This is a genomic window from Streptomyces sp. NPDC006510, from assembly GCF_040611955.1.
Classification (GTDB): Bacteria; Actinomycetota; Actinomycetes; order Streptomycetales; family Streptomycetaceae; genus Streptomyces.
The window spans coordinates 23610-47838 of sequence record NZ_JBEXPH010000003.1; the positions used below are offsets into that span (position 1 = coordinate 23610).

The following is a 24229-nucleotide window of genomic DNA, read 5'->3' on the forward strand; positions in this document are numbered from 1 at the left end:
CTAGACGTGGTGCTCGGCCCCGGCCTGGTCACCCTCGACCAAATCCGCGTGTGGGGCGGACACCCGGTCCGGGTGTCCGCCCCACAGGCGTATGACGGGGGATCAGCCGCCGAGCGGGAGACCGTTGGTCGACAGGCCGCTGGTCTTCAGGCCGCCTGCGGGCAGACCGCCGAGCAGGCCCTTGGCCGGGGCGGTGGCCTCACCGACGAGCTTCTGCTGGCCGGTGCCGAGGAGCTTGGTGGCCGTCTCCTGGACCGGCAGGCTCTGGGTCGCCGTCTCCAGGCCCGCACCCGCGACCGGCAGGGCGGTGGTCGCGGCACCGCCCGGCAGCACGGCGGCGGAGGCGGTACCCGCGGCGGCAGCGGCGAAAGCGGCACCGAGAGCGGCGACGCCGAGAGTCCTGACAGCAGACTGCTTCATGTGAAATTCATCCTTGGGGAAGAGAGATGTGGGGGGGTTCGAAAATTAGCCATCCCGCCACCCTTCCCGCAAACATGCCGACACGCGGGGAACGGCCGGGAACTCGACGTCCCGGCCGTTCTCCGCACAGGCGCCGATCAGCCCGCTGAAGCGGAAGAAGCGCTGGTCGCAGCGGTCTGCTCAAAGAGCCACTCGGACTTCAGCTCGGCGTATCCGGGCTTGATCACATCGTTGATCATCGCCAGACGTTCATCAAAAGGAATGAATGCCGACTTCATCGCATTGACGGTGAACCACTGCATGTCATCGAGCGTGTATCCGAAGGTCTCGGTCAGCTTCTCGAATTCGCGGCTCATGCTCGTACCGCTCATCAGCCGGTTGTCCGTGTTCACGGTGGCCCGGAAATGCAGCTTCCGCAGCAGCCCGATGGGGTGCTCGGCGTACGAGGCGGCGGCGCCGGTCTGGAGGTTGGAGGTCGGGCACAGCTCCAGCGGGATGCGCTTGTCCCGTACGTAGGAGGCGAGGCGGCCGAGCTTCACACCGCCGTCGTCGGCGACCTCGATGTCGTCGATGATGCGGACCCCGTGACCGAGCCGGTCCGCACCGCACCACTGGAGCGCCTGCCAGATCGACGGCAGACCGAATGCCTCACCCGCGTGGATGGTGAAGTGGTTGTTCTCGCGCTTGAGGTACTCGAAGGCGTCGAGGTGCCGGGTGGGCGGGAAGCCCGCCTCCGCGCCCGCGATGTCGAAGCCGGCGACGCCCTGGTCGCGGTAGCGGTTGGCGAGTTCGGCGATCTCCAGGGAGCGCGCGGCGTGCCGCATCGCGGTGAGGAGGGCGCCCACGCGGATACGGTTGCCGTCCTGGCGGGCCCGCCGCTCGCCCTCGCGGAAGCCCTCGTTGACCGCCTCGACGACCTCTTCGAGGGTCAGTCCGGCTTCCAGGTGCTGCTCGGGGGCGTACCGAACCTCGGCGTACACGACACCGTCCGCGGCCAGGTCCTCGGCGCACTCGGCGGCCACCCGGACCAGCGCCTCGCGGGTCTGCATGACGGCGCAGGTGTGGGCGAACGTCTCCAGGTAGCGTTCCAGCGATCCGGAGTCGGCCGCTTCGCGGAACCAGATGCCGAGCTTGTCGGGCTCGGTCTCGGGAAGTCCTTCGTATCCGCTCGCGAGAGCGAGGTCGACGATCGTCCCCGGGCGCAGGCCGCCGTCGAGATGGTCGTGGAGAAGCACCTTGGGGGCACGCCGGATCTGATCCTGGCCGGGCACATGGAGGGTCGGGCTCATCATTTGCGCACTCTAGCGCCTACGCGCGTAGATTGTCGCTTGCCGATGCGTAACAGTGACCGCGAATACGGGTGGAGTACACCTGACCTTCTGACACTGTTCTGTCATGGCACAGCGCGCACTCCCCCTGCCTGTCGCAAGGCTGGGACGGGCCGTCAGGACGGCCGGAGCTCCAACCGCGGTCAGCGGCGTGGTTCTGCTGCTCCCGGACGGCAAGGCCGACTCGCACCGCCGTCCTTCCCCTCTCTCGTACGCATCCCAGCTGCCGCTGGCCCGCGCCCTGGCCCGCGCCGGGCAGGAGGACGGGCTCGCCGCGCATGTCGTGCGCTATCGCTGCCGGGGCTGGAACGCGACCGACGCCCAGCTCGCGGCGGACGCCGAGTGGGCGGTGGACGAGGTCGTACGACGTTACGGCGATGTCCCCGTCTGCCTGGCCGGCCACGGCATGGGCGGCCGCGCCGCACTCCGGGCGGGCGGCCACGCCGCGGTCGGCTCCGTTCTGGCGATGGCCCCCTGGCTGCCCGAGGGCGGGACGGATGATCAGGAACCGGTGAAGCACCTGCTGGGCCGCCAGGTGCTGCTCGTCCACGGCACCAACGATGCCCGCACCGACCCCGAACTGTCCTTCCGGCTGGCCGAGCGGGCCAAGAAGACCAACCGCGACACCTGCCGCTTCGAGGTCCACTCGGACGGCCACGGACTGCGCCAGCACCGAGCCGAAGTGACGGCCCTGGCCGCGGACTTCGTATGCGGCTCGCTGTTCGGCCGAGCGTACGCACGCCCGGTCGCCGACGCACTGGCGGCGCCGCCACCACTGGGGCTGCGGATGCCGCTGGCGGCGGGGTTCGGGAAGTCGCTGCGGGGGTGAGGGGTTGACGGGGGCGGTTGGACTCGAAAGCTCGGATGGTGCGGAGGGGCCACCCCGTCGCGCTCCCCCCGAATCCCGGGCGGCACTGCGCCGTCCTGACCTGACACACAGCAACTTTCAGGACCGTACCGGCCATGTCACAAGGCACCGCTCCTGCCGAAAACACCGCCCTGCGCACTTTCCACGGCGCGCAGGGAACCCGCGCCGATGACACTCCCCCCTCCGGTGGCCGCCGGTACGCCGACGCGCTGCTTTCCCGCGTATGACGAAACCCAAGAACCCGTCTTCCGAAGCAAGTTCGACTGCGGGAGGCGCGGGGAGGAAGACGCTTTGGGACAATGGCTTCACGCAGACACCAGCCCACCATTTGGGAGAAATGCCCGCTATACCGGATTCCGTGAAAGTGAAGAAAAACCGCACCCCACCGCAATAAAGCCCCAGGTCACGAACTGTGGTCCCCGCGCACGCGGGGGTGGTCCCCCCGATGCCACCTCTGTCGTCAAGTACCACGGGTGGTCCCCGCGCACGCGGGGGTGGTCCCGTGCGCCGCACCCGGGCCGTGAGCCGCTAGGGGTGGTCCCCGGGCACGCGGGGGTGGTCCCACCGGCACCATGGCGGCCGTCGTCGCCGTCGGGTGGTCCCCGCGCACGCGGGGGTGGCCCCCAGGCGGCCCACGCCAGTGGAGCCGGGCTCGCGTGGTCCCCGCGCACGCGGAGGTGGTCCCCGCGGCCGTCGACTTGGCGAGTTCGGCGCGGAGTGGTCCCCGCGCACGCGGGGGTGGTCCCTATCAGGAATTCTGCGCGAAGAACCTGGGCGAGTGGTCCCCGCGCACGCGGGGTGGTCCCGATCCGGGGGTGAAGGCATGGAATCCTCCTGGGTGGTCCCCGCGCCCGCAGGGATAGCGGCAGCCGGCTCACCGCCCCTGGTGGCCCCCGTGGGCCCCGCTCAGTCCGGCAGCAGGTGGCCGCGGCGTGACAGTAGGAAGCGTTTGAAGGCGGCTACCGGTGGGGTGTCCGGGTGGCCGTCCAGCCAGGCGACGCCGATCTCGCGGGCTGCCCGGGGGGCCGTGACGGTGAGTTCGACGACGCCGGGGCGGGGCACGGCGGGGGGTGGCAGGAGGGCCACGCCCAGGCCGGCCGCGACCAGGCCGCGCAGGGTTTCCGCCTCCTCGCCCTCGAAGGCGACGCGGGGCGTGAAGCCCGCCTCGGCGCACAGGTCGTCGGTGATCCGCCGCAGACCGTAACCCGGCTCCAGGGTGACGAACTTTTCGTCGGCGGCCTCCGCGAGGCGGATGCGGCGGCGGGTGGCGAGGCGGTGGTCCTCGGGGACGACCAGGCGCAGGCGCTGTTCGTCCAGGCGGCGGGCGACCAGGTCGGGGGCGTCCGGGACGGGGGAGGTGAGGCAGAGGTCGAGGCCGCCGGACCTCAGGCGTTCGATCATCGCCTCGCCGTAGTTCTGCACCAGCTGGAAGCGGACCCGGGGGTGGTCGGCGCGGAAGGCGCGGAGCAGGGCGGGGACGGTCTCCGAGCCCATGGTGTGCAGGAAGCCGAAGGCGACCTTGCCGGTGGCCGGGTCGGCGTCGGCCCGTACCGAATCGGCGGCCTTCTCGACCTCGGCGAGGGCCCGCTCGGCGGAGCCCAGGAAGGTGCGGCCCGCCGGGGTGAGGGAGACGGTGCGGCCCTTGCGGGCGAACAGGGCGACTCCCAGGTCCTGTTCGAGCCTGACCATCGCCCGCGACAGCGTCGACTGCGGGACGCCGAGCTCCTGTGCGGCGCGCGTGACGTGCTCGTGGCGGGCCACCGCCTCGAAGTGGGCCAGTCGCGGCGCGAGCACGGCGCGAATGTCTTCTTCGTAACTACTGGGTGACAGCCGGGGCTGTGAGCTGCGTTCATGCACCATGGGATTGATTATCGCCACTTCGTGCATTGGACGCATGAAACCGGACAGCCTACTTTCGAAGCATGCCTCCTGCCAGTACCGGGGCGTCCACCCTCACCGTGGCCGCCTCGCCCCAGCCGTCCCCCGTCGCCGCCCCCGTCGCCACCGCCGGCTCCACCGCGCCGGACCGTCTCGAACCGGGCCGCCCCGGCTACCGCCGGATGAGCTTCGCGCTCTTCGCCGCGGGTGTCGCGACGTTCGCACTCCTCTACTCCACGCAGGCCCTGCTGCCCGCCGTCTCCGCCTCCTTCGGCGCCACGGCCGGACAGGCCAGCTGGACGGTCTCCGCGGCGACGGGCGCGCTGGCGCTGTGCGTGCTGCCGCTGAGCGCGCTCTCCGAGCGGTTCGGACGGCGGCAGATGATGACCGCCTCGCTGACGGTCGCCGTGCTGGTCGGGCTGCTCGTCCCCTTCGCCCCCTCGCTGGGCTGGCTGATCGCGCTGCGCGCCGTCCAGGGCGCGGCACTCGCCGGGCTGCCCGCCTCCGCGATGGCGTACCTGGCCGAGGAGGTACGGCCGAAGGCACTGGTCGCCGCGATCGGGCTGTTCGTGGCCGGCAACAGCATCGGCGGCATGAGCGGCCGTATCCTCACCGGCTGGATCGCCCAGCTGTGGGGCTGGCGCGCGGCGCTCGGCGCGGTCGGTCTGCTGGCCGTGGCCTGCGCGGTCGTCTTCCACTTCATGATCCCCAGGGCGCGGAACTTCACCCCGGGAACGCTGAACCCGAAGGCCCTCGCGAAGACGGTGGGCGGGCACCTCGCCGATCCGCTGCTGCGCCGGCTGTACGCGATCGGCGCGCTGTTCATGACAGTGTTCGGCGCGGTGTACACGGTGATCGGCTACCGCCTGGTGGAGGCGCCGTTCAACCTCCCGCAGGGTGTCGTCGGCTCGATCTTCCTGGTCTACCTCGTCGGTACGGTCTCCTCCGCCGCGGCCGGCAGGCTCGTCGCCAGGCTCGGCCGCCGGGGCGCGCTGTATCTGGCCGTCTCGACCACGGCCGCCGGTCTGCTGCTCTCGCTCGCCGACCAGCTGGCCGCCGTGCTCCTGGGCCTGGTCCTGATCACCGCGGGCTTCTTCGCCGGGCACGCGGTCGCCTCCTCGTCCGTGAGCCGTACCGCGACGAAGGGCCGCGCCCAGGCGTCGGCGCTCTACCAGTCCGCGTACTACCTGGGCTCCAGCGCGGGCGGCACGCTGGGCGCGGTCGCCTTCCACGCCGGAGGCTGGGCCGGGACCGTGTCGCTGGGACTGCTCGCGGTCCTCGGCGTCGTCTCGATCACGCTGTACGGGACGCGGGCCGCCCGCGCCGAGCGGCGCCGGCTGGTTCCGGTGACGTCCGTACAGCACCGAGGCATGGCGTCCGTACAGAACTGAGACATACGACGCACAACCATCCACTCCCCGACGCGCGTCTAGCAGGCGGAATCACCTCACGGCGCGCGAAGGGGAGTTGGCGTACATGGGAGTCGCGGGGAACATACGGGGAGTACGGCTGCGGCGCGGGCTCGCGCTGTCGGTCGCGGGCCTGACCGCGGTACCGGCCCTGGTGCTGGCCACCGGCGGATCGGCGCAGGCGGCGTCCTGCACGACGTCCACCGGGCCGTACCAGAAGCAGGTCGAGAAGTATCTGCACCGGCCGGTCGACGGCAAGCAGTCGGCCGCCGACTGCAAGGCGATCAGGTCGTTCCAGAGCACTTACGGGGTCACCCCCACCATCGGGTACGCGGGTCCGGTCACCTGGCGCACGATGAAGACGCTCACGGCCCAGAAGGCGGCCGGCAAGAACCCGAACAAGGACAAGAAGTGCCCCACCAACAAGGGGCGCATCGCGTGCGTGGACCTGACCCGGCAGCTGAGCTGGATCCAGGACGGCAGCAAGCTGAAGTTCGGACCCGTGCCGGTACGGACCGGGCGGGACAAGTACGAGACCCGCACCGGGCCGAAGAAGATCTACTGGCGGCACATCAACCACGTCTCTTCGATCTACCACGTGTCGATGCCGTACTCCCAGTTCTTCGACGGCGGTCAGGCGTTCCACGCGGTGGGCGTGAAGATGTGGAACCCGCCGGGGTCGCACGGCTGCGTCAACATGCGTACCGCCGACGCCAAGTCGTACTGGAATCTGCTCAGGAACGGCGACGACGTGTACGTGTACGGGCGCAAGCCCGGAACGTGACCGGAATCCGGGCGGCTCGGGCACTTCGCGCCCCCGTTGTCAGTGGCCTGCGGTAGCTTCCGGAGTGCCGAAGTGAGCGGCGTCACAGCACAACAGGGGTGGAGCGATGGGTGATCTGACAGCGACGACGGACATCGACAGCCGTCTGGAGGGACACCGGGTCGAGCTGACCGGTTACTGCTACCGGATGCTCGGCTCGGCCTTCGAGGCGGAGGACGCGGTGCAGGACACGCTGGTGCGTGCCTGGCGCAACTTCGACAAGTTCGAGGGGCGTTCCTCGCTGCGGTCCTGGCTGTACCGCATCGCCACCAACGTCTGCCTGGACATGCTGAACGCCGGGAACAAGCGGGCCCGTCCGGTCGATCTGACGGGCCCGACCCCGCTCGCCCAGGCGGCGCTCAACCCGCTGCCGGAGAACACCTGGCTGGAGCCGATGCCGGACGGGCGCATCCTGCCGACGGTGGCCGACCCGGCGGAGGCCGCGGTGGCGCGGGAGTCGGTGCGCCTCGCGTTCGTCGCCGCGCTCCAGCATCTGCCGCCCAAACAGCGCGCCGTGCTGATCCTGCGCGAGGTGCTGGCCTGGAAGGCGAGCGAGGTCGCCGAGCTGCTCGACACCTCGGTCGCCTCGGTCAACAGCGCCCTCCAGCGGGCGCGGGCCACCCTCACCGAACACGAGGGTGAGCCCGCCGACGCCGCGAATCCGCTCGACGAGGAGCAGCGCAAGCTCCTTGAGCGGTACGTGGCGGCCTTCGAGGGCTACGACATGGTGGCGCTGACCGCGCTGCTCCGTGAGGACGCCGTGATGACCATGCCGCCGTTCGACCTCTGGCTCCAGGGTCACGACGACATCACCGGCTTCATGCTCTCCATCGGTGCGGGCTGTGCGGGCTCCCGTCTGGTGGCGACGTCGGCGAACGGCACCCCGGCGTTCGCGCACTACAAGCCGAATCCGGACGGGCCCGGGTTCGTGCCGTGGGCGGTGCAGGTCATCGACATCTCGGACGGGGCCATCACCGGGATGCACTGCTTCCTGGACACCCCGCGCTGGTTCCCGCTCTTCGGGCTGCCGGACCATCTCGACGCCGACGCTGCGTGAGACGCGGCATGCGACGCGGTGTGCGGAACGGGCTGGTGGCCGGCTGGGTGGTGCTTGCGGCCGGTGGCTGGGGGCTGACCGAGTGGATGGGCGAGCCGTCCGCCACCGGCGGCCCCGCGCCCGGGTCGGCCCGGACCCCCGGGCCCGGCGGTGAGCCGGGCCCGCAGCCCGAGTCCGACTGCGACCACATCAGTGCCCCGTCGCCGCCTCCCACCGCCGTCCCGGCCCCGCTCCTCGCGGCGTCGGCGAACCCGGCGGTCCGCGACGGGACGGCCCGTTTCAGACAGGTGATCTGCGTACGGGCCGAGTTCACGGGCCGGGCGGACGGGGACTGAACGGGACGGCGACTGAGCAGGGTGGCGACTGAGCGGGCCGGGGGCCAGGAGGGGCAGCCGCTGGGAGAGTGGCTCGTCCACTCAGCCTCCGCCCTCCCCTGTCCCCGTCCCGCATCCCACGTCCACCACATCGGCCAGCCCGACCAGGTCCAGCAGGCTCTGCAGCTCGGGCGGCACATTGCGCAGCCGCAGTCTCCTGCCACCCGCCCGGCGCGCGACGAGCCCCAGCCGCGCTATCGCCTCGACCAGGGCCAGATCCACGTGCACGACCCCGCCCACGTCGCAGTCCACCTCCGTCTCCGGGTCGCGGACGGCGCCGTCGGGGTCGTACAGCAGCGTCTCCAGCTCGGCACAGAGTCCCGGCACCGCGGCCCTGGTGACGCGGCCGGTGACGACGAGAACGTTCGGGGTCATGGGTTCCACATCAGGGAGACCGGTCCGGCGGCCGAAACTCATCGCTGCCCGGCCCGCTGTCCTTCCGCACCCGCCCGGCCCGGCGAACGACCCCGAGGACCCCCGTGAACCCCGTACCCGCCCGGCGGCTGCCCCTCACTTGTCCGGCAACTCACCCCGCACCCGCTCCCCGCGCACCACCCCGGACCGATGAAGTTCCGTCAACTCCGGTGACCTGCACGCCTTCTGTGAACCTCCCGGGTCGATTCCCCCTCTAGGTACGTGAACCGGCCGGCACCGGCGTCCCATCGGTGCCGGCTGACCAGTGGCCCCTCGGGGGCCACCTGATTCTCCAGGGGGAGAGTTGCGCAAACACGTGAGAAACGCGTGTGTTTCGACCGTCGCCGCGGCCGCCGCCGTGGCGCTCGCGGCCGGGATGACCAGCCCGGCCGTGGCCCAGCCCGACGCCGCCCGCTCCGGCGCCGCCCACCCGGCCGACGCCGGGTCCGCCGACCGGCACGAGCTGACGCTCATCACCGGCGACCGCGTCACCGTGGACGCCAAGGGCAGGGTCGTGTCCTTCCGGGCCGCCGCGGGGCGCGAGCACATACCCGTGCAACGGCAGATACGCGACGGGCACACCCTGCTCGTCCCGGCCGACGCACACCGGCTGATCAGCTCCGGCAAGCTGGACCGCCGGCTGTTCGACATCACCGAGCTGAACCGGGCGGAGAACCGCAGGGCCCAGAAGTCGGGCCTGAAGCTGATCGTCTCCTACCGGGGCGCCCGGGCCCAGGCCGCGAAGGCCGAGGTCCGGGACGCCGGCTCCACCCGGGTCGGCCGGAACCTGAACTCGCTGAACGCACAGTCGGTGACCACGCCGCAGCGTGACGCCCAGGACATCTGGCAGACGCTCACCGCCAAGTCGTCGCACGGTGCGCAGCGCACCACGGCCGCGGGGATCGACCGGGTCTGGCTGGACGGTGTACGCAGGGCGAGCCTCGACAAGAGCGTCCCGCAGATCGGCACCCCGGCCGCCTGGAAGGCGGGTTACACCGGCAAGGGCGTCAAGATCGCCGTCCTGGACACCGGTGTGGACGACACCCACCCGGATCTCAAGGGCCAGGTCCTGGAGGCGAAGAACTTCTCCGCCTCGTCCGACACCAAGGACCGTTACGGCCACGGCACGCATGTGGCGTCGATCGCCTCCGGCACGGGCGCCAAGTCCGGCGGGAAGTTCAAGGGCGTGGCCCCGGACGCCAAGCTGCTCGCGGGCAAGGTGCTCGACGACAGCGGCTTCGGCGACGACTCCGGCATCCTGGCGGGCATGGAGTGGGCGGTCGCACAGGGCGCCGACGTCATCAACCTGAGCCTCGGCGGCGGCGACACCCCCGAGGTCGACCCGCTCGAAGCGGCCGTCAACAAGCTGTCGGCCGACAAGGGCGTGCTGTTCGCCATCGCGGCGGGCAACGAGGGCGACGGCGCCGGCACGGTCGGCTCCCCGGGCAGCGCGGATGCCGCGCTGACCGTCGGCGCGGTCGACGACAACGACAAGCTGGCCGACTTCTCCAGCCGCGGCCCGCGCGTCGGCGACGGAGCGATCAAGCCCGATGTCACCGCCCCCGGAGTGGACATCACGGCGGCTGCCGCCCCCGGTTCTGTCATCGACCAGGAGGAGGGCCAGAACCCGCCCGGCTATCTGACGATCTCCGGTACGTCGATGGCGACCCCGCACGTGGCGGGCGCCGCGGCGCTCCTCAAGCAGCAGCACCCGAAGTGGAAGTACGCCGAGCTCAAGGGCGCGCTCACGGCCTCGACGAAGCCGGGCACGTACACGCCGTTCGAGCAGGGCTCCGGCCGGATCGCCGTCGACAAGGCGATCGCCCAGACCGTCGTCGCCGACCCGGTGTCGCTGAGCTTCGGCGTGCAGCAGTGGCCGCACACCGACGACACTCCGGTCACCAAGAAGGTGACGTACCGCAACCTCGGCACGAGCGATGTCACCCTCGACCTCGCCGTCACCGGCACCGGGCCGAAGGGCAAGCCCGCCCCGGCCGGCTTCTTCGCCCTCGGCGCCGACAAGGTGACCGTCCCGGCGGGCGGCACCGCCGAAGTGCCGCTGACCGTGAACACCAAGCTCGGCGGCACGGCCGACGGCTCCTACTCCGCGTACGTCGTCGGGACGGGCGGCGGCCAGAGCGTCCGCACCGCGGCCGCGGTCGAGCGCGAGATCGAGTCGTACGACCTCACCCTCAAGGTCATCGGACGCGACGGCAAGCCCGCCACGTTCTACGAGAACGACCTGGTCGGCCTCTCCGGTCCGGCGCTCGGCACCTGGCTCCACCCGACGGGCGAAGACGGCACGGTGAAGCTCCGCGTGCCCCAGGGCGGTTACGTGCTCAACACGGCCATCCACACCGATCCCGAGGACAGCACCAAGGGCACCGACTGGCTGACCCAGCCGAAGCTGGACATCACCAAGAACACCAGCGTGACCCTCGACGCGCGCACGACGAAGCCGGTGGAGATCACCCTGCCCACCACCGGCACGAAGGACCTCCTGGCCTCGCCCGAGATCCAGTTCGAGACCAAGGACACCGGCTTCGGCTACGGCTGGTACCTGAAGTCGTACCGGGGGCTGCGCACCGCGCACCTGGGCCCGAAGGTGACGGACGGCTCGGTCTTCCAGCAGTGGACCGGCACCTGGGCCAAGGGGGCCACGACCCGGTACGACATCGCTGTCGGCGGGCGGGTGACCCAGGCCGCGACCGGGTACAAGCGGAAGTTCACCGCCGGCCAGATGGCCAAGGTGAACGTCGGTCTCGGCGCGTCCGTCAAGGGCAAGACCGGTGAGCTCGGGGGGTTCGGCCTGATTCCCGGCTCGACCGGCTCCTGGGGTGCCGGGTCCACGCACAAGCTGCCGGGCACCGTCACAGCGTACGTGTCCACCGCCGACAAGGTGAAGTGGTCCTTCGACTTCATGCAGGAAGGCGGGGTGGACGCGGACGGCGTCCCGGACATCGACGGGGTGTACACCCTCGGCGACCTGCAGGGCCTCAAGGGCGGCAAGACCTACGCCAAGAAGGCCAACACCGCGGTGTTCGGCCCCGCGCTCGGCTCCGAGCGGGGGATCTTCCGCGAAGGCAACAACCTCGTCGCGGACCTGCCGCTCTCGGCCGACGGCAACGGCAACTTCGGTGCCATGAAGTACAGTTCGATCAAGACCGTGCTGTACCGCAACGGTGCCAAGCTCGTCCAGAACACGAACCCGCTGGAGGGTAGGCCCATCACCGTGCCGTCCGGCGCGGCCGACTACCGGCTGACGACCTCCGTACGGCTCTCCCCCAAGGTGTCGGCCGTCTCCAGCCGGATCGACGCCAGTTGGACCTTCCGGTCGAAGAAGACCGGCGTCCTGGCAACGCTGCCGGCCTCCACGGTCCGCTTCACCCCCAACGTGACGCTGGACGGCAAGGTCACTGCGGGCAGGACCGCGTCCGTGCCGGTGAAGGTGCAGGGCGCCGCCGCCGGCAGGAACCTCAAGTCACTGACGGTGTACGTCAGTTACGACGCCGGCAAGACCTGGAAGAAGTCCGCGGTCAAGGCGGGCAAGATCTCCGTGAAGAACCCGGCCAAGGGGAAGTCCATCTCCTATCGTGCCGATGTCACGGACAAGAAGGGCAACAAGTCGTCGGTGTCGATCTACAACGCGTACTTCGGCAAGTGAGCGCATAGCCGACCCGACCGCATGACAGCGGCCCGCCGGAACGGATTCCTCCGCCCCGGCGGGCCGCTCGCGTTTCCGGACCGCACCGGGAAGACCGGCGCCGCGACGTCGCTCAGCTGACCGGGAACATCCCGGTGTCCAGCACCAGCCCGAACGGCTCGGGCAGCGTCAGCTTCTCCCCGTACTCGACCGTGTCCAGCACCCGGTAGGTGCCGCCATCGGGTTCCCCGTAGAGCGTGGCGGTGGGGCGGCCCGAGTGCCACGGGTCGAGCAGCAGGAACAGCTCGACACCGGCCTTCGCGTATCCGTGCACCTTGCCGATGCGGTCGTGGTTGGCATTGGCCTGCGAGGTGATCTCGACGACGAGCCGGGCCTCTTCCGCCGGTACGCGGTTGCCCGGGCCGGTCGCCACGGCACGCGGCACGACGACCGGATCGGGGCTGTAGAGCCCGGCCCGGCCCGGCACGACGACACCGAGGGTCTGGTAGATCCCCCAGTCCTCCGGAATCACCGAGTAGAGCCTGCGCTGGAGCAGTTCCGCGGTGGTGTTGTGGTCCTTGGACGGCGGTGGCGACACGGTGACGATCCCCTCGATGATCTCCACCTTGCAGCCCTCGGGTGCGTCCGTCTCCTCCCAGATCCGGACGAGGTCGTCCCAGTCCTGGCCGTGGCCGGGGGCGGGATCGACGGTGAGTGCGCTCATGGCGTCTTCTCTTATCGGTGCGTCACCGAGTCCGGCATGCCGAACGGGACCGGCGGCGGTCCACCGGCCCCGTTCACCCGAATGGGAAAACCGCAGGTCAGGCGATACGTTCCCGCACCACCGGGGTGGCGGTGAACGCCGTGCCGGCCGGGGCGATGTCGTACGAGCCGGGCAGGGCCTTCAGCGCGTAGTCGAACTTCTCCGGGGTGTCGGTGTGCAGCGTCAGCAGCGGCTGTCCGGCCGTGACCGTGTCGCCCGGCTTGGCGTGCAGTTCGACGCCCGCCCCCGCCTGCACCGGGTCCTCCTTGCGGGCCCGGCCCGCGCCGAGGCGCCAGGCGGCGACGCCGATGTCGTACGCGTCCAGGCGGGTCAGTACGCCGGTGGACGGGGCCGTGACCACGTGCTGCTCGCGGGCGACCGGGAGCGTGGCGTCCGGGTCGCCGCCCTGGGCGGAGATCATCCGGCGCCAGACGTCCATCGCGGAGCCGTCGGCGAGGGCCTTCTCCGGGTCGGCGTCCTTGAGCCCGGCCGCGTCCAGCATTTCGCGGGCCAGCGCCAGGGTGAGGTCGACGACGTCCTTCGGGCCGCCGCCTGCCAGCACATGGACGGACTCGCGCACCTCCAGGGCGTTGCCCGCGGTCAGGCCGAGCGGGGTGGCCATGTCGGTGAGCAACGCGACCGTGCGCACTCCGCTGTCGGTACCCAGCGCGACCATGGTGGAGGCCAGTTCGCGGGCGTCCTCGATGGTCTTCATGAAGGCGCCGGAGCCGACCTTGACGTCCAGGACGAGCGCGCCGGTACCCTCGGCGATCTTCTTGGACATGATGGAGCTGGCGATGAGCGGGATGGCCTCGACGGTGCCGGTGACATCGCGGAGCGCGTACAGCTTCTTGTCGGCGGGGGCGAGCCCGTCACCGGCGGCGCAGATCACCGCGCCGGTGCTGTCCAGGACGCTGAGCATCTCCTCGTTGGAGAGGTGGGCGCGCCAGCCGGGGATGGACTCCAGCTTGTCCAGCGTGCCGCCGGTGTGGCCGAGGCCCCGCCCGCTGAGCTGGGGCACGGCGGCGCCGCAGGCGGCGACCAGCGGGGCGAGCGGCAGGGTGATCTTGTCGCCGACGCCGCCGGTGGAGTGCTTGTCGGTGGTGGGCCGGGAGAGCGACGCGAAGTCCATCCGCTCGCCGGAGGCGATCATCGCGGCGGTCCAGCGGGCGATCTCGGTGCGGTTCATGCCGTTCAGCAGGATCGCCATGGCCAGCGCGGACATCTGCTCGTCGGCGACCTCACCGCGGGTGTACGCGTCGATGACCCAGTCGATCTGCTCGGGGGTCAGCTCGCCTCGGTCCCGCTTGGTGCGGATGACGGAGATGGCGTCCATGTCCTGGGAGTCCTTCCGGCCGGTACGTACGGTACGCAAGAGTCCCGAATGACTCTACGCGCATAGAGGGTGGAGATGGGGGTGGCCCTCCCGGCGGACGGGAGGGCCACGGTGAACACGCTGCGGTCGCCCGCTACTTCAGATGGTCCGGGCCGAACGCCTGCGGCAGCATCTCGTCGAGCGTGCGCAGCCCGTCCGGCGTCTCCAGGACCAGTTCGGGGCCGCCGAACTCGTACAACAGCTGCCTGCACCTGCCGCACGGCACCAGGATCTCGCCCGCCCCGTCCACGCAGGTGAAGTGGGTCAGCCGGCCGCCGCCGGTGGCGTGCAGCTGGGAGACCAGGCCGCACTCGGCGCACAGCCCGATGCCGTACGAGGCGTTCTCGACGTTGCAGCCGGAGACCGTACGGCCGTCGTCGACGAGCGCCGCGGCGCCGACCGGGTAGTGCGAGTACGGAACGTACGCGCGGGCCATCACGGACCGTGCGGCGCTCCGCAGCGCCGCCCAGTCGACCTCCGCGGCGGCCGTCACTTGCCCTGGCCCTTGCGGTAGACGAGACCGTCCGCCTTCGGCATGCGCAGGCGTTGAGCCGAGAGCGAGAGGACCAACAGCGTCGTGACGTACGGGGCGGCGTCGACGAACTGGCTCGGCACCTGGTCCGTCAGCGCGTACCAGGTGAACAGCAGCGCGGAGACCGCTGCCGAGGCCGCCGCGGCCACGTACTTCTTCCGGTACAGCTGCCAGAACAGTACGACCACCAGCAGAAGCGCGAGCAGCAGAAGCATCGCGTGCACGTTCTCGGCACCGCCGCGCAGCTTGAGGCTGTCGGTGAAGCCGAACAGGCCCGCACCGAGCGCCATCCCGCCCGGCATCCAGTTGCCGAAGATCATCGCGGCGAGACCGATGTAACCGCGGCCACCGGTCTGGCTCTCCTGGTAGATGCCGGTGGAGACGATCGCCAGGAAGGCACCGGCGAGTCCGGCCAGACCGCCGGAGACGACGACGGCGATGTACTTGTACTTGTAGACGTTGACACCGAGCGACTCGGCGGCGACCGGGCTCTCGCCGCAGGAGCGCAGCCGCAGGCCGAACGAGGTGCGCCACAGCACCCACCAGGTACCGGGGACCAGCAGCAGCGCTACGACGGTCAGCCAGGACAGGTTGGTGACCAGGCCACCGACGACCCCGGCGACGTCGGAGACGAAGAACCAGTGCTTCTCCTGCAGATCGAGAAGCCAGTCCGACAGCCCCGGAATGGTGATCCGGTCGATCGCCTCGATCCGCGGGGACTGCTTGGACGAGCCGCCCTCCACGCCGGCGAAGGCGAAGTTGGAGAGGTAGCGGGTCACTCCTACCGCGAGGATGTTGATGGCCACACCGGAGACGATGTGGTTCACCCCGAAGGTGACGGTGATGACCGCGTGCAGCAGGCCACCGAGGGCGCCGCCGATGATGCCGAACAGGACACCCACCCACGGGCCCCACTGGAACCCGGCCCAGGCACCGAACCAGGTGCCCAGGATCATCATGCCTTCGAGACCGATGTTGACGACACCCGCGCGCTCGGCCCACAGACCGCCGAGTCCGGCGAGGCCGATCGGGACCGCCAGTTCGAGGGCGCCCGAGACCTGCCCCACGGAGGTCACGTCGTTGGCACCGCTGATCAGGCGGACGAGCGAGACCAGCGCGAGCCCGCCCGCGATGATCAGCAGGATGACGGGCAGGGTGAGCTTGCGGCGGCCGCCGCCCTTCTTGGGGGCGACGCTCGCGGCGGAAACCTGGGTTGCGCTCACAGTGCGGCCTCCTTCTCGGTCTTGAGGGCATGGCCGGCGGCGAGTTCCTCGCCGACCTTCTGCTGCTGGCGGCGGGTTCCGTAACGGCGCACGAGTTCGTAGCTGACGACGACCGAGATCACGATCAGGCCCTGCATGATCGTGGCGATCTCCTTCTCGTACCCGAACTGGTCGAGCGAGGCGGACGCCTTGTCCAGGAAGGCGATCAGCAGGGCGCTGAAGGCGATGCCGATCGGGTTGTTGCGGCCGAGCAGGGCGATGGTGATGCCGGTGAAGCCGATCCCGGTCGGGAAGTCGAGGCTGTAGGTGTGCGTGTCACCGAGGAGTGTCGGCATGCCGGCCAGGCCGGCGACGGCTCCGGAGATCAGCATCGAGGTGAGGACCATCTTCTTGGCGTCCACACCGGAGGCCTGGGCGGCGCTCTCGCTCTCGCCCGTGGCCCGCAGGTCGAAGCCGAAGCGGGTGCGGTTCAGGACGAACCAGTAGATGACACCGCAGGCCGCCGCGACGAAGGTGAATCCGTAGATCTCCCCCGCCTCCGCTCCCATGGACAGGCCGGGGAACCAGGCGGACTCCGGGATGTCGCCGGTGGTCAGGTTGTTGGAGCCGGCGGGCTGCACACCGAAGTTCTTCGGCAGGATCAGCCAGGCGACCAGCGCGGTCGCGATGGAGTTGAGCATGATCGTCGAGACGACCTCGCTCACTCCCCGAGTGGTCTTGAGGAAGCCGGCGATGCCTGCCCAGAAGGCGCCGACCAGCATCGCGACGATCACGATCAGCGCGATCTGCAGCGGTCCCGGAAGGTCGACGCTCGCGCCGACCAGCGCGGCCATCATCGCGGCGAGCCGGTACTGGCCGTCGACGCCGATGTTGAAGAGGTTCATCCGGAAGCCGATGGCGACCGCGAGGGCGGCGAGGTAGTACGTACCCGCCTGGTTGATGATCAGCACCTGCACGTCGACGTACGCCGCCGAGTCGAACATCAACCGGTACGGCTCGAAGGGGTTCTTGCCCGAGGCGAGCAGCACCACGGTGGTGAGCGCGAAGGCGACGACCAGGGCGAGAACGGGGCCGGCGAAGCCCAGGATCAGCCGGTCCTTGTCGAATTTCTTCATCGGTCCTCGTCCTCCGGTGCTGCCTCGAGATGACCGGTGGCGGCGCCGGTCATGGCCGAGCCCAGTTCCTCCGGGGTGATGGTGCCGGGGTCGGCATCGGCGACCAGCCGACCGCGGTACATGACGCGCAGGGTGTCGGAGAGCCCGATCAGCTCGTCCAGGTCCGCCGAGATGAGCAGAACGGCGAGGCCCTCGCGGCGCGCCTCGCGGATCTGGTCCCAGATCTGCGCCTGCGCGCCGACGTCCACACCGCGGGTGGGGTGCGCGGCGATCAAGAGCTTCGGGTTGTGGCTCATCTCCCGGCCGACGATCAGCTTCTGCTGGTTGCCGCCGGAGAGGGAGGCCGCGGTGACCTCGATGCCGGGGGTGCGGACGTCGTACTCGCGCACGATCCGCTCAGTGTCGGCGCGGGCCGCCTTGATGTCCAGCAGCCCGCCCCGGCTGTTGGGCCGTTCCGTGACATGGCCGAGTATCCGGTTCTCCCAGAGGGACGCCTCCAGCAGTACGCCGTGCCGGTGGCGGTCCTCCGGGATGTAGCCGATGCCGCTCTCGCGTCGCTTGCGCGTGGGAACGTGCGAGATGTCGTCGCCATCGAGGGTGATCACTCCGCCGTCGGGGTCCCTCATGCCGATCAGGGCCTCGATCAGCTCGGTCTGGCCGTTGCCCTCCACACCGGCGATGCCCAGTACCTCGCCCTTGTGGATGGTGAGGTCGATGCCGGCCAGCACGTCACGCACCGCACCGTCCGGATCGGTCACGGTGAGCGCAAGGTTCTCGACGCGCAGCATCGGGGTGTCCGTCACCGTGGACTCACGGGTCTCGGGAGAGGGCAGCTCGCTGCCGACCATCAGCTCGGCGAGCTGCTTGGTGGTGGTGTTGGCCGGGTCCGCGGTGCCGACCGTCGTGCCGCGGCGGATCACCGTGATGTCGTCGGCGACCGACAGGACCTCGCCCAGCTTGTGCGAGATGAAGATGACCGTCAGGCCCTCGGCCTTGAGCTCGCGCAGGTTGTCGAAGAGCGCGTCGACCTCCTGCGGCACGAGCACGGCGGTCGGTTCGTCCAGGATCAGGATGCGCGCGCCCCGGTAGAGGACCTTGAGGATCTCCACACGCTGACGGTCGGCGACACCGAGGTCCTCGACGAGGGCGTCGGGCCGGACCCCCAGACCGTACGCGTCCGAGATCTCCATGATCTTCTTGCATGCGGCGGAGCCGATGCCGTGCAGCTTCTCACCGCCGAGAACCACGTTCTCCAGGACGGTGAAGTTGTCGGCGAGCATGAAGTGCTGGTGCACCATGCCGATGCCGCGGTCGATGGCATCGGCCGGGCTGCCGAACGCCACCTCGGCCCCGTCGATCGTGATGGTGCCCTCGTCCGGCTTCTGCATGCCGTAGAGGATCTTCATCAGTGTGGACTTGCCGGCACCGTTCTCACCGACGAGGGCGTGAACCGTGCCCTTGCGGATGGTGATGTCGATGTCCCGGTTGGCGACGACACCGGGGAAACGCTTGGTGATGCCGTGCAGTTCTACGGCGGGGGGGCTGGACGCGTTGATGACGCACTCTCCTTGGCCGGACAGGAGCGGGGGCGGAGGGGCAGGGGCGGGGTGAAGTTATCGCGCCGGAGGGCTGTCTACACGCGTAGTGCTACCGAATCGTGAGGCGCATATGCACAGCACATGGCGGGAGACCGGGGTCGGCCCCGTGCTGGAGAGACGCTGTGACGGGCGGAACTTCTCGGACGGACACCCCATGAGCCCGGAGCAGCAACAAGGTGCGCTCCGGGCCCTGGGGAACCAGTCGTACGGCAGTTGCGGTGACGCAGGTGCCGTTACGGGGTGGTCTTGACGGTGACCTTGCCGTCGATGATGGCCTGCTTCGCCTTGTCGACAGCGGCGACGACGTCGGTCATCTTGGTGAAGGCCGGGTTGGAGTCGGCCAGGCCGACGCCGTCCTTGTCCAGGCCGTAGCGGACCTCACCGGACTGCGGCTTGCCGTCCTTGACCGACTTGATCAGGTCGAAGACGGAGTCCGCGACGTCCTTGGTGACCGAGGTCAGGATCTGGCCCTTGTAGGCAGCCAGGCCCTTCTGGTTGTACTGGTCGGAGTCCACGCCGATGGCCCACTTGCCCGCCTTCGCGGTGGCCTCGATGGACCCGGAGCCGGCCAGGCCGGCCGCCGCGTAGATGACGTCGGCCTTCTTGTCGAGCTGCCCCTGGGCGGCGGCCTTGCCGAGGTCGGGCTTGGAGAAGCCGTCGTAGTTCGGCGGCTGGGTCAGATACTGCGGCAGGACCTTCACAGACGGGTCGGTGTCCTTCACGCCCTGCTCGAAGCCCGCCTGGAACTTCTTGATCAGCGGGGTCTCCACGCCGCCGATGAAGCCGACCGTCTTGGACTTGGTCACCTTGGCCGCCGCGACACCGGCGAGGTACGAGCCCTGCTCTTCGTTGAAGACCATGTTGGCGATGTTCTTGCCGGTCTTCGAGGCGTCATCGATGATGCCGAAGGTGGTCTTCGGGAACTTCGCCGCGACCTTCTCGATGGCGGGCGCGTACGCAAAGCCGACGCCGATCACCGGGTTGTTGCCGGCGCGGGCCAGCGTGGTGAGACGCTGCACCTTGTCGGCGTCCGCCTCGCCGTCCGACGGCTCGGCCTCGGTGCCCTTGAAGCCGAGTTCCTTCTCGGCCTTGGCCAGGCCGGCGTAGGCGGCATCGTTGAACGACTGGTCGCCGCGTCCACCGACGTCGTACGCGATGGCCGTCTTGGCTTCCTTGGAGTCGGAACCAGCATCCGACGATGTCTTACCGCCACAGGCCGTGGCGCTGAGTGCGAGCGCCGCGGACGCAAGGCCCACGGTGGTGATCCGGGTGATCCGGCGCAAGGGAAGGCTCCTTCAAACCTGACCGAAGCGCCTCTTCCGGCGCTGGTTTCGCGGCGATCGTAACGCGCGTAGATGTCAGATAAAGCCCTGTACGGAAGCCGTTATCGGATCGTCGCGTACGAGGGGCGGCCTGCCCGGCTACAGGTGGTTGCCATCGAGTTACACGGAGGCGATGAACGGCTCGACGACAAGGTACCCCGTTGCGCGGAAGACACCGATCAGCAGACCGGGACAGGGGTACGGCACTCAAGGTCCGCCCGGCCACCACATGTCACCGCGGGGCGCACTCCCGGCCGACCGAGGACATCACGGGCGAACCGCCGAACCCAGAGCGTTTCGAAACCCGAGTGGGCAGGGAAATCGGAATTCTAAATTCCGCAGATGCCACAAGCGTGCGAAGGTAAAATTTCTTGCGATGGACGACAAAGTGTTGATATAAATCGATCACCAGTTGATCAAGTCGGGGTGTCGCAGCGCCAATCATCCTGAATGCGCAGAGCAGAAGAAATCGAATTTCCGAGAATCCTGCCTGCGCGACCGGACCGACCGAACGGGAACTCCGGATGATTCCTGCAGTCGCGCTGCACCCCATTTCACAAAGGGGAACTGTGAAAAGAGCGCTCACCGCATCCTGCCTCGCTCTCACTTTCGCGACCGCGTCATTCGGTTTCGCGCCAGCCGCCTCCGCCGGCGGCAGTGTCGGGAACTGCGACACGTGGATCACGTACAGCTCACCCAACTACGGAAACGCCCGCTGCACCGACATTGCAATGTTCGACAAGTTCCGAGCGAAGATCACGTGTATTGACCCCCACGGGAAGCAGTGGCTCGCCTACGGCCCATGGAAGAAGAACGGTCAGACTTCCAAGGGGAAGTGCTCAACCGACACGAATGTTGGCGTATTGAAGGTCGGCGTCAGCTACAGCGGCTAAGGGCTGTCCCGTAATCCCTGGTGGATCGGCGTGCGGCGTCAGATGCGGTGCATCGCAGGGCGGAGGGACGCCCGAATACTGGATGTATTCGGGCGTTCCGACAATGCGGCGGGGTGCCGTAGCTGTCGTCGCACGCCCGCCAGGGATTACGGGACAGGTTTCTCGCCCTGGATACCGCGACCTCTCCGGCAGGGCGAACCACTCATTGGGGCACCCAATGAAAGAAAGCGGACCGCATTCGACCCCGGTGATCACGGGGGCTGTAGTGCTCAGCGCCCGCAACCATTACCAGCCAGGCCCACCAGGCCTTCGAAAAACATGGAAGGGCAACCTTGAAGAAGGCACTCGTCTCAGCATTTGGCGCTGCGATCGCAGTAGCATCCTTGATTATCGCACCCAGCGCCTCGGCAGCTGAAGTCGGTACTCAGGATATCGATTGCGACACGTGGTACAAAAAAACCTCTCCCAACGTGGGATATGCAAAGTGCACCGGAATGCTCCCCTGGCCCCTTGAAGGTGCCCAGGTGAAGCTCACCTGCATCGACCCTCACGGAAAGCAATGGCTCGTCTATGGCCCGAGGAAGGGCAATGGGAAGACGTCCAGTGCGAAGTGCTCGACCGACACCAACGTCGGCATCTTCAAGGTCGGCGTCAACAGGACTCGTATCTGAGGCCCGTTGAGAGCGGTTGAAGAATGGGAGGCGCCCGCGAACTTGCGGGCGCCTTCCCGCCCATCCCGGCTCAGGCAGAGTTGCCGTCCAGCTGTGCGGCCGCGGTGAACAGCTCGACGGCGACCGTGATGGCCTCCTCGTCGGCGTCGAAATCGCCGCGATGCAGGTCGAGACGGGCACTGTCGCCGGGCGTACGGACCCCGAGCCGGGCCATGGCGCCGGGGACGTGTTCCAGGTACCAGGAGAAGTCCTCACCGCCCAGGCTCTGTTCGGTGTCCTCGATCGCATGCGATCCGCGGCGCGCGGTCATCGCCGTGGCGAGCAGATCGATCACGGCGGCGTCGTTCACGACGGGCGGGACGCCCCGGACGTAGTCGATCACCGTCTTGGCGCCGTGCATCCCGGCCACCTCGTCGATCGCGGCGTGCACCAGGTCGGGGGCCTCCCGCCAGGCGGCCAGCTCCAGGCAGCGGACGGTGCCGGACAGTTCGGCGTGCTGCGGGATCACATTGCAGGCATGCCCGGCCTCCAGCCGTCCCCAGGTGACGGCGAGCCCGGCGCGCGCGTCGACCCGGCGGGCCAGCAGCGCGGGCACCTCGGTGGCGACCTTGGCGGCGGCGGTGACCAGGTCGGTGGTCAGGTGCGGCCGGGCGGTGTGGCCGCCCGGCCCGTCGAGCGACACCTCCAGCCGGTCGCAGGCCGAGGTGATCGCCCCGACCCGCAGCCCGATCCGCCCCACGTCCACCTTCGGGTCGCAGTGCACCCCGATGATCCGCCCGACGCCCTCCAGCGCCCCGGACAGGATCGTGTCGGGCGCCCCGCCGGGCAGCACCTCCTCGGCCGGCTGGAAGATCAGCCGCACCGGGTTCGGGAGCAGCCCCCGCCGGTCCAGTTCGGCGAGCACGAGGCCGGCGCCGAGGACCGAGGTGGTGTGGATGTCGTGTCCGCACGCGTGCGCCCGGTCGGGGACGGTGGAGCGGTACGGGACGCCGGTCTTGGTGTCCGGGATGGGCAGTGCGTCGATGTCCGCGCGCAGGGCGAGCATCGACGCGGTGGAGTCGTCCCGCGTGCCCACGTCGCAGATGAGCCCCGTCCCCGTGTCGAGCACCCGGGGTTCCAGTCCCGCCTTCTCCAGCCGGGCCTTGATGGCCGCGGTGGTACGGAACTCCTGGTTGCCCAGCTCGGGGTGCATGTGGAGGTCGCGCCGGAAGGCGATCAGCTCGGCACGCAGGCCCTCGGGCAGGGTGCCGGGGAGGGCTTCTTCGCCGGGCAGCTGGGCATCGGAATCACGGGACATCAACTGGTTCACCTGGTGAAGGGTAAGGCCGTTCCCCCTTCAACTGGCCATGAAACAAGAAAAGTTCAGCCACATAGACGAATAAATGACTGCGCTGCGGCGTGTGAGGGGACGGCGGGGCGGGTAAACTCGCCCCCTTTTGCGCCATGACCGACCGCTCCGCCCGCCGGGTCGGCCATCGGGCTCCGTCAGCCGGACAGCCCCCGTCGCACCGGCAGCAGGGCCACCCCGAGGCACAGGGCTCCGACCGGCAGCAGATCCAGGCTCACGGCCATCACCACCGTCCCCGCCAGCACCAGCACCGGGGCCCACGCCCGGACCAGGTCACGGCGGAGGAATGCGAGCAGGGTGACGAGGGCCAGCAGCCCGAGCCAGAACAGCATCGGCACCACGGTGTAGACCAACGGCATCACACCGGGCACGCCCTGCACCCGGTCGAACATCTCGCTCATGGCTTCTTTGTCCGCCGAGACGAACGCGACCCCCAGGTCGATCACCGCCTGCACCACCACCGCCACCGCACCGAACAGCCCGGTCCAGGCGGCCACTTCGCCTGCGACCCGCCTGCCCCCGCGCTCCCCGGCGAGCCTCCGCAGCCCCAGGAAGACCGGCACGAAGGCGAGCACCCCGGCCAGGAACAGCAGATGCGCGACCGTCCACCACACCCCGGGCCCGTAATCGCCGACGGCCCGCCCGACCAGCCGCACCGCCCCGTACCCGGCCATCAGGGCCGGACCCGCGAGGAGCGCCGTCTTGAATCCGTGGGCCTGTCGCTCCGTCAACTCGCTTGTCTTCATGCCCCGATGCTCGCGTCGACCCGCCCTCGCCCGCCATCGGGGCTCGCCCCCAACGAACCCTGAGGCCAGGCCGCTTCGGGGTCAGGGACGGGGCGGGTCATTCGGCCCGCGCCTCATCCGGACGCGGGGCCGCCCGCCCCTCGCAGCCGGTCCCCTCGGCTCACCGCCACCCGCAAGGCGTCCCGCAACGCCTCGGTCAGCCGGGCGGCCAGATAGCGGATCTGGGCCGGCTCCGCCCCCGGGTCCGCGAGCAGTTCCTCCGCGTGCCCGATCAGCTCGACGCCCATGCCGAGTTGCACGGTCTCGACCTGGTCGGCGACCCGGGAGACGTGGCCGTGCGTGTCGTGATCGGTGACCAACAGGCAGGTCCGGCCGTCGGCGCCGGTCCAGGGCAGAAGGCGGGTTACGGGGCTCGACATGAGGGGACCT

The 24229-nt window shown here is 69.6% G+C and carries 21 protein-coding genes; 7 read left to right on the top strand and 14 right to left on the bottom strand.

The window, feature by feature from the left end; all coding sequences use genetic code 11:
* Positions 1-102 precede the first annotated feature (102 nt).
* Positions 103-420 (bottom strand): hypothetical protein, encoded by a 318-nt coding sequence (locus ABZY11_RS01980; RefSeq protein WP_356477239.1) that lies wholly within the window; start codon positions 418-420, stop codon positions 103-105.
* A gap of 137 nt (positions 421-557) precedes the next feature.
* Complete coding sequence (locus tag ABZY11_RS01985) at positions 558-1712, bottom strand: adenosine deaminase (RefSeq protein WP_356477240.1); 1155 nt, start codon at positions 1710-1712, stop codon at positions 558-560.
* Positions 1713-1899: 187 nt separating this feature from the next.
* On the opposite strand from ABZY11_RS01985, the gene ABZY11_RS01990 reads away from it, so the two are divergent.
* Positions 1900-2577, top strand: a complete 678-nt coding sequence (locus ABZY11_RS01990; RefSeq protein ID WP_356477241.1) for an alpha/beta hydrolase — start codon at positions 1900-1902, stop codon at positions 2575-2577.
* A gap of 945 nt (positions 2578-3522) precedes the next feature.
* On the opposite strand, the gene ABZY11_RS01995 is transcribed toward ABZY11_RS01990, so the two are convergent.
* Positions 3523-4476, bottom strand: a complete 954-nt coding sequence (locus ABZY11_RS01995; protein WP_356477242.1) for a LysR family transcriptional regulator — start codon at positions 4474-4476, stop codon at positions 3523-3525.
* Positions 4477-4538: 62 nt separating this feature from the next.
* Here ABZY11_RS01995 and ABZY11_RS02000 point away from each other — a divergent pair, with 62 nt between their 5' ends.
* The 4 genes from ABZY11_RS02000 to ABZY11_RS02015 all read left to right on the top strand — a co-directional run bounded on the left by ABZY11_RS02000 (position 4539) and on the right by ABZY11_RS02015 (position 8118).
* Positions 4539-5885 (top strand): MFS transporter, encoded by a 1347-nt coding sequence (locus ABZY11_RS02000; RefSeq protein WP_356477243.1) that lies wholly within the window; start codon positions 4539-4541, stop codon positions 5883-5885.
* An 85-nt stretch (positions 5886-5970) separates the two neighbouring features.
* Positions 5971-6687, top strand: coding sequence for a L,D-transpeptidase family protein (locus tag ABZY11_RS02005; RefSeq protein WP_356477244.1), 717 nt, complete (start codon positions 5971-5973; stop codon positions 6685-6687).
* 106 nt (positions 6688-6793) lie between these two features.
* Positions 6794-7783 (top strand): sigma-70 family RNA polymerase sigma factor, encoded by a 990-nt coding sequence (locus ABZY11_RS02010; protein WP_356477245.1) that lies wholly within the window; start codon positions 6794-6796, stop codon positions 7781-7783.
* A gap of 8 nt (positions 7784-7791) precedes the next feature.
* Positions 7792-8118 carry a hypothetical protein gene (locus ABZY11_RS02015; RefSeq protein ID WP_356477246.1) on the top strand — a complete coding sequence of 109 codons (327 nt, stop codon included), beginning with the start codon at positions 7792-7794 and terminating at the stop codon, positions 8116-8118.
* An 81-nt stretch (positions 8119-8199) separates the two neighbouring features.
* Here the strand turns inward: ABZY11_RS02015 and ABZY11_RS02020 are convergent, their stop codons facing one another.
* Positions 8200-8574 (bottom strand): STAS domain-containing protein, encoded by a 375-nt coding sequence (locus ABZY11_RS02020; protein WP_356477247.1) that lies wholly within the window; start codon positions 8572-8574, stop codon positions 8200-8202.
* A gap of 373 nt (positions 8575-8947) precedes the next feature.
* Between ABZY11_RS02020 and ABZY11_RS02025 the strand changes: the two genes are divergently transcribed.
* A complete protein-coding gene (locus tag ABZY11_RS02025; RefSeq protein WP_356477322.1) occupies positions 8948-12235 on the top strand; it encodes a S8 family serine peptidase in 3288 nt (1095 codons plus the stop codon).
* 112 nt (positions 12236-12347) lie between these two features.
* Here the strand turns inward: ABZY11_RS02025 and ABZY11_RS02030 are convergent, their stop codons facing one another.
* From ABZY11_RS02030 to ABZY11_RS02060, 7 genes are all read right to left on the bottom strand, one after another.
* Complete coding sequence (locus ABZY11_RS02030) at positions 12348-12938, bottom strand: Uma2 family endonuclease (RefSeq protein WP_356477248.1); 591 nt, start codon at positions 12936-12938, stop codon at positions 12348-12350.
* Positions 12939-13035: 97 nt separating this feature from the next.
* On the bottom strand, positions 13036-14313 hold the full coding sequence (locus ABZY11_RS02035; protein ID WP_356477249.1) for a thymidine phosphorylase: 1278 nt from the start codon (positions 14311-14313) through the stop codon (positions 13036-13038).
* A 133-nt stretch (positions 14314-14446) separates the two neighbouring features.
* Positions 14447-14845 (bottom strand): cytidine deaminase, encoded by a 399-nt coding sequence (locus tag ABZY11_RS02040; protein ID WP_356477250.1) that lies wholly within the window; start codon positions 14843-14845, stop codon positions 14447-14449.
* Complete coding sequence (locus ABZY11_RS02045) at positions 14842-16107, bottom strand: ABC transporter permease (RefSeq protein WP_356477251.1); 1266 nt, start codon at positions 16105-16107, stop codon at positions 14842-14844. Before ABZY11_RS02045 ends, ABZY11_RS02040 begins: the two co-directional genes overlap by 4 nt.
* Positions 16104-17222 (bottom strand): ABC transporter permease, encoded by a 1119-nt coding sequence (locus ABZY11_RS02050; RefSeq protein ID WP_356477252.1) that lies wholly within the window; start codon positions 17220-17222, stop codon positions 16104-16106. The genes ABZY11_RS02045 and ABZY11_RS02050 overlap by 4 nt, the downstream gene beginning before the upstream one ends.
* Positions 17219-18802 (bottom strand): ABC transporter ATP-binding protein, encoded by a 1584-nt coding sequence (locus ABZY11_RS02055; RefSeq protein WP_356477323.1) that lies wholly within the window; start codon positions 18800-18802, stop codon positions 17219-17221. Before ABZY11_RS02055 ends, ABZY11_RS02050 begins: the two co-directional genes overlap by 4 nt.
* Positions 18803-19053: 251 nt before the next feature.
* On the bottom strand, positions 19054-20103 hold the full coding sequence (locus tag ABZY11_RS02060) for a BMP family ABC transporter substrate-binding protein (protein WP_356477253.1): 1050 nt from the start codon (positions 20101-20103) through the stop codon (positions 19054-19056).
* A 1264-nt stretch (positions 20104-21367) separates the two neighbouring features.
* On the opposite strand from ABZY11_RS02060, the gene ABZY11_RS02065 reads away from it, so the two are divergent.
* A complete protein-coding gene (locus ABZY11_RS02065) occupies positions 21368-21706 on the top strand; it encodes a hypothetical protein (protein WP_356477254.1) in 339 nt (112 codons plus the stop codon).
* Between the two features lie 70 nt (positions 21707-21776).
* Here ABZY11_RS02065 and ABZY11_RS02070 read toward each other — a convergent pair whose 3' ends face one another.
* The 3 genes from ABZY11_RS02070 to ABZY11_RS02080 form a co-directional block, all read right to left on the bottom strand.
* Positions 21777-23003: an amidohydrolase gene (locus ABZY11_RS02070; RefSeq protein WP_356477324.1), complete on the bottom strand. Its 1227-nt coding sequence runs from the start codon at positions 23001-23003 to the stop codon at positions 21777-21779.
* Between the two features lie 188 nt (positions 23004-23191).
* A complete protein-coding gene (locus ABZY11_RS02075; protein WP_356477255.1) occupies positions 23192-23800 on the bottom strand; it encodes a hypothetical protein in 609 nt (202 codons plus the stop codon).
* Between the two features lie 113 nt (positions 23801-23913).
* The gene (locus tag ABZY11_RS02080; protein WP_356477256.1) at positions 23914-24219 is read right to left on the bottom strand and encodes a hypothetical protein; all 306 of its coding nucleotides are present in this window, start codon (positions 24217-24219) and stop codon (positions 23914-23916) included.
* Between the last annotated feature and the right edge of the window lie 10 nt (positions 24220-24229).

Bases quoted from the DNA above. Each gene is read 5' to 3' on its own strand.
- ABZY11_RS02075 (WP_356477255.1), bottom strand. From the start codon at position 23,800: ATGAAGACAAGCGAGTTGACGGAGCGACAGGCCCACGGATTCAAGACG.
- ABZY11_RS02005 (WP_356477244.1), top strand. From the start codon at position 5,971: ATGGGAGTCGCGGGGAACATACGGGGAGTACGGCTGCGGCGCGGGCTC.
- ABZY11_RS02050 (WP_356477252.1), bottom strand. From the start codon at position 17,222: ATGAAGAAATTCGACAAGGACCGGCTGATCCTGGGCTTCGCCGGCCCC.
- ABZY11_RS01985 (WP_356477240.1), bottom strand. From the start codon at position 1,712: ATGATGAGCCCGACCCTCCATGTGCCCGGCCAGGATCAGATCCGGCGT.
- ABZY11_RS02080 (WP_356477256.1), bottom strand. From the start codon at position 24,219: ATGTCGAGCCCCGTAACCCGCCTTCTGCCCTGGACCGGCGCCGACGGC.
- ABZY11_RS02010 (WP_356477245.1), top strand. From the start codon at position 6,794: ATGGGTGATCTGACAGCGACGACGGACATCGACAGCCGTCTGGAGGGA.
- ABZY11_RS02015 (WP_356477246.1), top strand. From the start codon at position 7,792: ATGCGACGCGGTGTGCGGAACGGGCTGGTGGCCGGCTGGGTGGTGCTT.
- ABZY11_RS01980 (WP_356477239.1), bottom strand. From the start codon at position 420: ATGAAGCAGTCTGCTGTCAGGACTCTCGGCGTCGCCGCTCTCGGTGCC.
- ABZY11_RS01995 (WP_356477242.1), bottom strand. From the start codon at position 4,476: ATGGTGCATGAACGCAGCTCACAGCCCCGGCTGTCACCCAGTAGTTAC.
- ABZY11_RS02035 (WP_356477249.1), bottom strand. From the start codon at position 14,313: ATGGACGCCATCTCCGTCATCCGCACCAAGCGGGACCGAGGCGAGCTG.
- ABZY11_RS02020 (WP_356477247.1), bottom strand. From the start codon at position 8,574: ATGAGTTTCGGCCGCCGGACCGGTCTCCCTGATGTGGAACCCATGACC.
- ABZY11_RS02000 (WP_356477243.1), top strand. From the start codon at position 4,539: ATGCCTCCTGCCAGTACCGGGGCGTCCACCCTCACCGTGGCCGCCTCG.
- ABZY11_RS02070 (WP_356477324.1), bottom strand. From the start codon at position 23,003: ATGTCCCGTGATTCCGATGCCCAGCTGCCCGGCGAAGAAGCCCTCCCC.
- ABZY11_RS02030 (WP_356477248.1), bottom strand. From the start codon at position 12,938: ATGAGCGCACTCACCGTCGATCCCGCCCCCGGCCACGGCCAGGACTGG.
- ABZY11_RS02025 (WP_356477322.1), top strand. From the start codon at position 8,948: ATGACCAGCCCGGCCGTGGCCCAGCCCGACGCCGCCCGCTCCGGCGCC.